Source organism: Gordonia sp. (in: high G+C Gram-positive bacteria) (assembly GCF_049299075.1).
Lineage (GTDB): Bacteria > Actinomycetota > Actinomycetes > Mycobacteriales > Mycobacteriaceae > Gordonia.
On sequence record NZ_JBAQWU010000368.1, the window covers coordinates 1 to 9,823 of the forward strand.

General features: G+C 66.5%; 8 protein-coding genes and 1 pseudogene. 8 read left to right on the forward strand and 1 reads right to left on the reverse strand.

Annotated elements, in window-relative coordinates:
• The 4 genes and pseudogenes from WAW85_RS11520 to truB all read left to right on the forward strand — a co-directional run.
• Positions 1–430 (forward strand): annotated as a pseudogene (locus WAW85_RS11520) (metallophosphoesterase); the annotation flags it as partial.
• A gap of 215 nt (positions 431–645) precedes the next feature.
• Positions 646–1,344, forward strand: coding sequence for a 4'-phosphopantetheinyl transferase family protein (locus WAW85_RS11525; protein ID WP_422559754.1), 699 nt, complete (start codon positions 646–648; stop codon positions 1,342–1,344).
• Between the two features lie 3 nt (positions 1,345–1,347).
• Positions 1,348–3,471, forward strand: a complete 2,124-nt coding sequence (locus WAW85_RS11530) for an acyltransferase family protein (protein WP_422559747.1) — start codon at positions 1,348–1,350, stop codon at positions 3,469–3,471.
• Between the two features lie 7 nt (positions 3,472–3,478).
• Positions 3,479–4,378, forward strand: a complete 900-nt coding sequence (truB, locus tag WAW85_RS11535) for a tRNA pseudouridine(55) synthase TruB (RefSeq protein ID WP_422559748.1) — start codon at positions 3,479–3,481, stop codon at positions 4,376–4,378.
• Between the two features lie 89 nt (positions 4,379–4,467).
• On the opposite strand, the gene WAW85_RS11540 is transcribed toward truB, so the two are convergent.
• Positions 4,468–5,145 (reverse strand): metal-dependent transcriptional regulator, encoded by a 678-nt coding sequence (locus tag WAW85_RS11540; RefSeq protein WP_422559749.1) that lies wholly within the window; start codon positions 5,143–5,145, stop codon positions 4,468–4,470.
• Positions 5,146–5,186: 41 nt separating this feature from the next.
• On the opposite strand from WAW85_RS11540, the gene WAW85_RS11545 reads away from it, so the two are divergent.
• From WAW85_RS11545 to WAW85_RS11560, 4 genes are all read left to right on the forward strand, one after another.
• The gene (locus tag WAW85_RS11545) at positions 5,187–6,152 is read left to right on the forward strand and encodes a bifunctional riboflavin kinase/FAD synthetase (RefSeq protein ID WP_422559750.1); all 966 of its coding nucleotides are present in this window, start codon (positions 5,187–5,189) and stop codon (positions 6,150–6,152) included.
• Between the two features lie 160 nt (positions 6,153–6,312).
• Entirely contained in the window at positions 6,313–6,582 is a 270-nt protein-coding gene (gene rpsO, locus WAW85_RS11550; RefSeq protein ID WP_422559751.1) for a 30S ribosomal protein S15, read from the forward strand.
• Positions 6,583–6,674: 92 nt separating this feature from the next.
• On the forward strand, positions 6,675–7,145 hold the full coding sequence (locus tag WAW85_RS11555; RefSeq protein WP_422559752.1) for a VOC family protein: 471 nt from the start codon (positions 6,675–6,677) through the stop codon (positions 7,143–7,145).
• A gap of 338 nt (positions 7,146–7,483) precedes the next feature.
• The gene (locus WAW85_RS11560) at positions 7,484–9,739 is read left to right on the forward strand and encodes a polyribonucleotide nucleotidyltransferase (RefSeq protein ID WP_422559753.1); all 2,256 of its coding nucleotides are present in this window, start codon (positions 7,484–7,486) and stop codon (positions 9,737–9,739) included.
• Positions 9,740–9,823: the final 84 nt, after the last annotated feature.

The following is a 9,823-nucleotide window of genomic DNA, read 5'->3' on the forward strand; positions in this document are numbered from 1 at the left end:
CACTCGACTTGAGGCCATCGATCCGAGCGAGAAGACGATCCTCATCAACCACTGGCCGCTGCGCCGCGAGCCGTGCGACGCCCTGATGTACCCGGAGTTCGCGCTGTGGTGCGGCAGTGAGCTGACCGACGATTGGCACGTGCGCTTCAATGCTGCGGCCTGCGTGTACGGGCACCTGCACATCCCACGCACCACCTGGTACGACGGTGTGCGCTTCGAAGAGGTCTCGGTTGGCTACCCGCGCGAATGGTCCCGCCGCGGACTACCCGAGCCGCTGCTGCGGCAGATTGCGCCCGACGACGGCACGACCGAGGCCGATCTGAACGAACTCGGCGTGCGCTTCGACCTGCCCCCGGACTACCAGGAGCGCGCGGCCGAGTTCCGACAGCGCGTCGAAGCCGTGCGTGCCCGTCGCGCGGAGCGTCGTTGACCGGCCCACGGGGGACGGCGGTCCGCTGCAGAGCGGCGAGTCTCACAAACAAGGTGCTTGCAATTGTTAACGATGCAGGTCACAATGGGTGTACGCGGGATTTGGTGATGGTGACGTGTAATTGGCGTCCTAGACGGGAAGATCCCAACCTGGCATCATGACCGGGGTTTGCGTGAACTGCGCGCAATGGCGACGAGGTGCGAGGAGGTGCGGTGGTGATTGAGGTGCTGTTTCCCCGCGGCGTCGCCGCCGCCGAAGCCTTCGGTGACCCCGACGATGCCACGCTGCTACCCGCCGAGGAAACACTGGTCTCGCAGGCCGTGGACAAACGCCGCCGGGAGTTCACCACCGCGCGCCATTGCGGCCGCCGCGCGCTGGGCAAGCTCGGCATCGAACCGACCGCGATCATGCGCGGCGAGCGCGGGATGCCGCTGTGGCCGTCGAACGTGGTCGGCAGCCTGACGCACTGCGACGGTTACCGGGCCGCGGTCGTGGCGTACTCGATGCAGGTCCGTTCGGTCGGCATCGACGCCGAACCGCACGCCCCGCTGCCCGACGGGGTGCTCAGTCACACCAGCCTGCCCGCCGAACGCGAGGTCCTCGCGACCCGCGAGCACGACCTGCATTGGGATCGGCTGCTGTTTTGCGCCAAAGAGGCGACCTACAAAACCTGGTTTCCGTTAACCGGCCGCTGGCTGGGCTTCGAGGACGCGCACATCACGTTCACGCGGGACACCGCTGGCACCGACGCTGCGTTGGGCGTAGCCCCGGCTGACAAGGTCGCCGCCGGTACCTTCACCTCCGAGATCCTGATTGACGGCACCGCCACCGACGGAGGGCCGCCCCTGCTGACCCTGCCCGGTCGCTGGCTCGTCGCCAACGGCCTGATCCTGACGACGATTGCGCTGACCTGATCGATGACTCCTGACACCGCTGCCGACCAGAGTCGGGACACCACACGTGTACCGGCCGTCGCGCCGACCCACCGTTCGGCCCGTCGGCCCGACGTCGAGGGTCTGCGCGGCGTGGCCATCATGTTGGTGGTCATCTTCCACATCTTCGTGGGCACCGTCTCCGGCGGCGTTGACGCCTTCCTCTTTATCTCCGGTTTCTTCCTGATCCCGTCGCTCCTGCGCGCACAAGTCGGCCCGAAGGCCGTGAACAATCCGATCCCGCGAATCTGGCGCATCCTCAAACGCCTGTGGATCCCGATGGCGTTGACCGTGGCGGTCACCGTGCTCGCCACCTGGTACATCTATCCGTCCTCACGCCGCTCGGAGACCCTGATCGACGCTGTCTGGTCGGACGTGTTCGTGGAGAACTGGGCGCTGGGTTTGCAGGGCCACACCTATGCCGACGCCACGTCCCTGCCTTCCCCGTTCCAGCACCTGTGGTCGCTGTCGGTGCAGGCGCAGATCTTCATCGCGCTGATCGGTGGACTAACTCTCCTGGGACTGGGGCTGCGCGCGCTGGCTAAGCGCGGTCGCCTCGCGGATACCGCGATCCGCCCGATCCTGATCGGCGTCCTGGTGGCCGTGACCGTTGCGTCGTTCGCCTACGGGACCGTGGGCGTGACGATGAACCAGACGCTGAACTACTACAACACGGGGGCGCGTTTCTGGGAGATCGCGCTCGGCGGACTGTTGGGTCTTGTGCTCACCAAGGTCGCCGTACCCGGCTGGGCCCGTCAGCTCGCCGGGGTGGTCGGCCTGACCATGCTGGTGATGACCGGGCTCGTCGTCGACGGCGCCGGGTTGTTCCCCGGGCCAGCCGCTCTGCTGCCCATCGGCGGCACCATCTTGATCTTCGTGGCCGGTACCGGCGGTTCCAGTGTGGTGACCGCGGCACTGTCTACCCGCCCGGCCGTGTACCTGGGTTCGCTCGCGTATCCGCTGTACCTGTGGCATTGGCCACTGCTCATGCTGTTCCTGGTGTACCGCAACTTCCACGGCACGCCGGTCGCCCAGGTGAGCCTGGTGCAGGGCGTCTCCATCATCGCGATCTCGCTGCTGCTGTCGGTGCTGAGCACGTGGCTACTCGATGCGGACTCGCCGCTGCGCACGGTGCGGATCCGCACTCCGCTGATCATTGCCGCCACCATCGCCGCGCTGACCGTCGCCCTCAACGCCTGGTTGACGCCCGCCCAAATCGCCTCGGCCGATTCGATCGACTGGACCCAGCATCCGGGTGCCAGTGCGTCCCTGGGCAAGCCCACCCCGGACGGCGTGGAATTTCTGCCACGGCCGGAAGCCTCGCGCTCGGATCTGCCGCAGACCGCCTTCGATGGCTGCTACAACGATGGAACCAAGACCTCCGATCTGGTGGTCTGCGACTACGGCGCTCCGCGTGAACCCGGCCGTAAGGTGCTCTCGTTGATCGGCGGCTCGCACGCCGAGCACTTTCTGCCCGCGCTGAACACAATCGGCAAGGAGCACGGCTTCACTGTCGAGACCGTCGTGATGGGCGGCTGCCAGCTGGCCGCCGGGCCGACGGCCAGCGAATCCAAGCCGGACGATCCGATCTGCCTGGAGTGGCAGCACAAGGCGATGGACCACCTGCTGGCCACCCGCCCCGACGCAGTGTTCACCAACTCGACGCGGCCGGCGCCGCAGTGGGGCACCGGCGACATCACCCCGTCGTGGTACGTCGAGGTCTTCACCACCTTGTCCAACGCCGGAATCCCGGTCGTCGGAGTGCGCGATCTACCGTGGCTGATGACCCCGGACGGCGTCGACCGCGAGCCCTTCGACTGCATGGCCGTGCGCAACGACGCAGTCGAGTGCGGCACCAAGCGGGCCTTGTCCCTGTCGCCAGTGGACCCGGCGATTGGCGTGGTCGGCAGCTTGCCGGGGGTCACGCTGCTGGACTTCAACGATCTCAACTGCGGCCCCGAGGTGTGCCCGGCGGTGATTGGCAATGTGCTGGTCTACCGGGATGCCCACCACTACAGCAGGACATTCATGATGTCGATGACGCCGTATATTGAGCGGGAACTGGGACCGGCGCTGGGCTGGTTCGAAGTCACGCCCGAGCACCAGTGACGCGCTGATGGCCGATTCTTCGATTGAGAACGCCGGGCTGCTGGTGATCGACAAAGCCCCGGACATGACCAGTCACGACGTCGTTGCCAAATGCCGCAAGGCTTTTGGCACCCGCCGGGTCGGACACGCGGGCACCCTGGATCCGATGGCCACCGGCGTATTGGTGGTCGGTATCGAGCGGGCAACCAAGTTACTCGGTTTGCTCTCGCTGACCACCAAATCGTATGCGGCGACCATCCGACTCGGTGCGTCTACCGCCACCGACGATGCGGAGGGTGAGGTCCTGGAGTCGGCGGACACGTCCGGGGTGACCCAGCAGCAGATCTACGTCGCGGTGGCCGAGCTGACGGGCGATCTGCAGCAGATTCCGGCCAAGGTCAGTGCGATCAAGGTGGACGGTCGCCGCGCCCACGCGCTGGTCCGCACCGGCGCGGAGTTCGAGCTTGCGGCCCGGCCGGTGACCGTGCACCGCTTTGACGTACTCAGTACTGCTCACCTCGACGGCTTCGTGGACGTCGAGGTGGAGGTCGACTGCTCGTCGGGAACCTACATCCGTTCGCTCGCGCGCGATCTCGGTGCCGCGCTGGGTGTCGGCGGCCATCTGACCGCACTGCGTCGGACCGCCGTCGGGCCGTTCACCTTGGCGCAGGCGCGCACCCTCGAGGAAGTGATCGACGATCCCGGCGTGAGCCTGGACATCGATGCGGCCGCGAAACTCTGCTTCCCGCGTCGCGAGATCAGCGACGACGAAGCCGAGTCGATCAGCCAGGGGCGCTGGCTGGAGCCGGTGGGCCGCAGTGAGATCTACACGGTGGTCGACCCGGCCGGCCGCGCCATCGCGTTGGTCGAGGAGAAGGGTCGCCGCGCGGCCTCGGTGATGGTCGTCCGCCCGGCGACGCTGCGCTGATCTGGCGGCGTGATTTCGACGCGCTTCTCACTGCGTTCGGCCCGGCTCAAATCACCGAACGGCGAATTCGGTGCGGCGCTCGGCGTGGGTCAGGCCAGGAAGATCGCCCGGGACGCGACGTCGCCCAGATGGATCAGTGCGCCATCGTCGACCGACACCGAGATGGTGCCGGCAAACGGGCGCTTCTCGACCACCGCGACGGCGCGGTCGAGGTCGATGCCGATTTCCTGGAAGTAGCGCAGCATTTCTGGGTCCGAATCGGAGATCCGGTTGATCACGCCGCTCTCGCCGACGGCGAGGTCGGCCAACTGGCGGGAGCCCGCATCCGGGACGCGCCCGTCGGGCTGGGGGATCGGGTCGCCGTGCGGATCCCGTTGCGGGAAGCCGAGTTTCGCGTCGATGCGGGCCATTAACTGCTCGGAGACGGCGTGTTCGAGGACCTCGGCTTCGGCGTGCACTTCGTCCCAGCCGTAGCCGAGTTCACGGACGAGAAACGTCTCCAGGAGGCGGTGTCGCCGGACCATCCCGATCGCGGCGTCCCGGCCGTCGTCGGTGAGCGTCACCGAGCCGTAGCGTTCATGCTCCACCAGCCCCCGATCGCAGAGCTTGCGGATGCCTTCGGAGGCAGTCGAGGCGGAAACGCCGAGCTTCTCGGCGAGCAATTTGGTAGTGACCTTGGTATCGGACCACTCCTGGGACGTCCAGATCACCTTCAGATAGTCCTGGGTGACCGAGGTGAGGTCGCCCACCGTGCGCGAGTCGGGCATGGCTCACACCTTACAAGGAGGCGGGGTAATACTCTGGAGGCGTGTTGCGTTGGCGAGGGCTGGAGAACGTCCCCCCGGGTTGGGGTCGATGTGTGGTAACCATTGGCGTCTTCGACGGGGTGCACCGCGGACACGCGCAGTTGATCGCGGCGGCCACGCGGGCCGCTGCCGAGCGCGGGGTGCCGTCAGTGCTGATGACCTTCGATCCGCATCCGTCCGAGGTGGTGCGCCCGGGCACCCATCCGCCGCAGCTCGCCACTCTGCATCGCCGAGCCGATCTGGCACAGGAGATGGGCATCGACGTGTTCTGCGTGGTGCCCTTCACCGCGGCCCTGGCTGCCAAGTCGCCCGAAGAGTTCGCCCACGAGGTGCTCGTCGAGCAGTTGCACGCCGCCGAGGTAGTGGTGGGCGACAATTTCACCTTCGGTCACAAGGCTGCGGGCGATGTGGCCAAACTCCGCGAGCTGGGTGAACGTTTCGGCTTCGAGGTGACAGCGGTTTCGCTGTTCGGCGAGCACGCCGTCACTTTCTCCTCGACCTACATCCGATCGTGTGTGGCCGCCGGTGACGTCGAGCTCGCCACCGAGGCGCTCGGGCGCCCACACCGCGTCGAGGGCGTCGTCGTCCACGGCGAGAAGCGTGGCCGTGACCTGGGCTTCCCGACGGCCAACGTGGCTGCCAGTACCTATGCGGCGATCCCCGGCGATGGCGTGTACGCCGCCTGGTTCACCGTCCAGCGGTCCGGCCGGGTCCCGCGCGGCATGACCATCGGGGAACGATATCCGGCGGCCGTCTCGGTCGGCACCAACCCGACGTTCTCTGGCCAGAATCGGACCGTCGAGGCCTACGTGCTCGACGTCGATGCGGACCTGTACGGCCAGCATGTGGCGGTGGACTTCGTCAGCCGGATCCGTGGCATGGAGACCTATGATGGCGTGGACTCGCTGGTCGAGGCCATCGGCAACGATGTGGCCGTCACCCGCAGCATCCTGGGCGATGTCCAGTAGTCGGTGATTGCTGCCGTCCGTGATTTCCGTGGCCCGCGATTTCCGCCGGGGCATTCGCGCTGGTAGCCTTGACCGCTGGTGTCACTGCGGTCCGTGGCGGTACACCCCTCCCGCTCGTGCGGGGGATTGGCACGCGGAACTGAAACAAGGAGATTCTTCCATGTCGTTGACTGCTGAAGAGAAGAAAGCCGTACTGTCCGAGTACGGCGTCCATGAGACCGATACGGGTTCGCCGGAGGCTCAGATCGCGCTGCTGACCAAGCGCATCACCGATCTGACCGCGCACCTCAAGGATCACAAGCATGACCACCACAGTCGTCGTGGTCTGCTGTTGATGGTCGGCCGGCGCCGTCGTCTGCTGAAGTACTTGCAGAGCGTCGACGTCAGCCGCTACCGTGCGCTGATCGAGCGACTGGGTCTGCGTCGCTGATCGACGACCTCGGCTAGGACCGTTCCTAGTTTCTTCCCTCGGCCCCCTCATCCTCGCGATGAGGGGGCCGAGGTGGTTCTACGATCGGATGTATGGCTGCTGTGATCACCCCGTCGATCTGCTATCGCGACCCGAAGGGCGCGGCGGCGTGGCTGTGCGATGCCTTCGGGTTCACCCTGACTGTGGCGATCGAATCGCCCGACGGAGATCCGCTGCGCTCGCACTACGAAGTGAGTCCGGACGGTGACGCGGCCATCGCGGTCAGCGGGCGCTGGAGCGACTGGACCTGCAGTCCGGCCGATCTGGACGGCGCCAGCACCCAATGGCTGGCCGTGGCGCTGCCAGTCGAACTCGGTGCCGCCGGGCTGAACGCGCACTGCGAACGGGCGCGGGCCGCGGGGGCGACGATCACACAGGACCCGGCCGACGAGTTCTTCGGCGCTCGTCGCTACCGTGCCATCGACCCGGAAGGACACCACTGGGCGTTCACTGTTCACCTGCGCGACGTCAGCCACGCCGAGGCCGAGGCCGCGATCGGTGCGCCTATCGCCCGCTGGGGCTGAACGGCCTCGTCATCCGGCGATTCGTCGTGGTCAAGTGCTAGGATCGGAGATGAACGATGCGCTGGCAACGGGGCGTCGGCAAGTATTGGCAGACCGGTCCTCGGTAGTGGCTGCCGGAGCGAGTGCGCCCGGCGTGCGACTCCGACAGCTTCGATCGAAGGCCGTCTCACCACCGCAGGTCCCGCGCGCAGGCGCGCCGATCCGGATGCGGTGTGCTTTCCGGCCCTACCCACAGGCAGTCACGTTCGCCGCGTCGTGCAATCGGCACGGGGCGGCTGCTGCATATCTCGGCGGACGCACGAGTCGTCTGCCGCAACGAAAGGGATTTAGAGAAATCCATGACTGAAGTCAATCAAGATCTGGTCGGCGAAGAATTCGACGACACCGTCACCGAAGTTTCCTGCGTCATCGACAACGGCGCATTCGGCAAGCGGACCATTCGCTTCGAGACTGGCCGCCTGGCCCTGCAAGCTGCGGGCTCGGTGGTTGCGTACCTGGATGAGGGCACCATGATCCTCTCCACCACCACCGCGTCGAAGAACCCGAAAGAGCACTTCGACTTCTTCCCGCTGACCGTGGACGTGGAAGAGCGCATGTACGCCGCTGGCCGCATCCCCGGCTCGTTCTTCCGCCGCGAGGGTCGGCCGTCCACTGACGCCATCCTCACCTGCCGCCTGATCGACCGTCCGCTGCGTCCGTCGTTTGTTGAGGGTCTGCGCAATGAGATCCAGGTCGTCGAGACCATCATGTCGCTTGACCCGAATGACCTGTACGACGTCGTCGCCATCAACGCCGCCTCGGCCTCCACCCAGATCTCCGGTCTGCCGTTCTCCGGCCCGGTCGGGGCCGTGCGTGTCGCCCTGATCGGCACCCAATGGGTCGGCTTCCCGACCGTCGAGCAGCTCGAGGGCGCGACCTTCGACATGGTCGTCGCCGGCCGCGTCACCGACGCCGGTGAGGTCGCCATCATGATGGTTGAGGCCGAGGCCACTGAAAACGTTCTGGAACTGATCGCCGGCGGCGGGACCGCCCCGAGCGAGACCGTCGTTGCCGAAGGTCTGGAAGCGGCCAAGCCGTTCATCGCGCAGCTGTGCGAGGCGCAGAAGCAGCTGGCTGCCGCTGCCGCCAAGGAGACCCGCGAGTTCCCGCTGTTCCCGGCGTACCAGGACGATGCCTTCGCGGCCGTCTCGGAGTTCGCTTCGACTCGTTTGAACGACGCGCTGTCGATCGCTGGCAAGCAGGAGCGCGACGGGGCGACTGACGCGCTCAAGGCGGACGTGCTGGCCGAGCTGGGCCCGAAGTTCGAGGGCCGCGAAGGCGAGCTGGGCGCCGCCTTCCGTTCGCTGACCAAGAAGCTGGTCCGCCAGCGCATCCTGACCGACCACTTCCGCATCGATGGTCGCGGTATCACCGACATCCGGGCGCTTTCGGCCGAGGTCGGTACCATTCCGCGCGCCCATGGCTCGGCACTGTTCGAGCGCGGCGAGACCCAGATCCTGGGTGTCACCACGCTGGACATGGTGAAGATGGCCCAGCAGATCGATTCGCTCGGCCCAGAAACGTCCAAGCGCTACATGCACCACTACAACTTCCCGCCGTACTCGACCGGTGAGACCGGTCGGGTCGGTTCGCCGAAGCGTCGTGAGATCGGCCACGGTGCGCTCGCCGAGCGTGCACTGGTGCCGGTGCTCCCGAGCGTCGAGGAGTTCCCGTATGCGATCCGCCAGGTGTCCGAGGCGCTCGGCTCCAACGGGTCCACCTCGATGGGTTCGGTCTGCGCCGCGACCCTGTCGCTGCTGAACGCCGGTGTGCCGCTCAAGGCCCCGGTCGCCGGTATCGCCATGGGCTTGGTGTCCGACGAGGTGACCATCGACGGCAAGACCGAGACCCGCTACGTCGCGCTCACCGACATCCTGGGCGCCGAAGATGCCTTCGGCGACATGGACTTCAAGGTGGCCGGCACGCCGGACTTCGTTACTGCGTTGCAGCTGGACACCAAGCTCGACGGCATTCCGTCGCAGGTGCTGGCCGGCGCACTGAGCCAGGCTAAGCAGGCCCGGCAGACCATCCTCGAGGTGATCAACGAGGCCATCGATGAGCCCGATGAGATGAGCCCGTACGCTCCGCGGATCACCACCATCAAGATCCCGATGGACAAGATCGGCGAGCTGATTGGCCCCAAGGGCAAGACGATCAATGGCATTACCGAGGAGACCGGCGCCAACATCTCGATCGAGGACGACGGCACCGTCTTCATCGGTGCCGCCAACGGAGATGCCGCACAGGCGGCAATCGACAAGGTCAACGCCATTGCTAACCCGCAGCTGCCCAAGGTGGGTGAGCGCTTCCTCGGCACCGTGGTGAAGATCGCCCCGTTCGGCGCGTTCGTCTCGCTGCTACCGGGCCGCGACGGACTGGTCCACATCAGCAAGCTCGGTGGCGGTAAGCGCATCGGCAAGGTCGAAGACGTGGTGAACGTCGGCGACAAGCTGCAGGTGGAGATCGCTGACATCGACGAGCGCGGCAAGATCAGCCTCATCACCGTCCAGGCGGACGCCCCGGCTGCTCCGGCGACTGAGGCTGCCGACGCCTGATCGGCGCCTCGACGGCCTAGCTCCGTGGAAACCACTCCGGCCCGCGACTCCCGAAAGGGGGTCGCGGGCCGGAGTCGTCGAGTG

Coding starts and splice junctions, on each gene's coding strand:
- rpsO (WP_422559751.1), top strand. CDS start 6,313: ATGTCGTTGACTGCTGAAGAGAAGAAAGCCGTACTGTCCGAGTACGGC.
- WAW85_RS11555 (WP_422559752.1), top strand. CDS start 6,675: ATGGCTGCTGTGATCACCCCGTCGATCTGCTATCGCGACCCGAAGGGC.
- WAW85_RS11560 (WP_422559753.1), top strand. CDS start 7,484: ATGACTGAAGTCAATCAAGATCTGGTCGGCGAAGAATTCGACGACACC.
- truB (WP_422559748.1), top strand. CDS start 3,479: ATGGCCGATTCTTCGATTGAGAACGCCGGGCTGCTGGTGATCGACAAA.
- WAW85_RS11530 (WP_422559747.1), top strand. CDS start 1,348: ATGACTCCTGACACCGCTGCCGACCAGAGTCGGGACACCACACGTGTA.
- WAW85_RS11540 (WP_422559749.1), bottom strand. CDS start 5,145: ATGCCCGACTCGCGCACGGTGGGCGACCTCACCTCGGTCACCCAGGAC.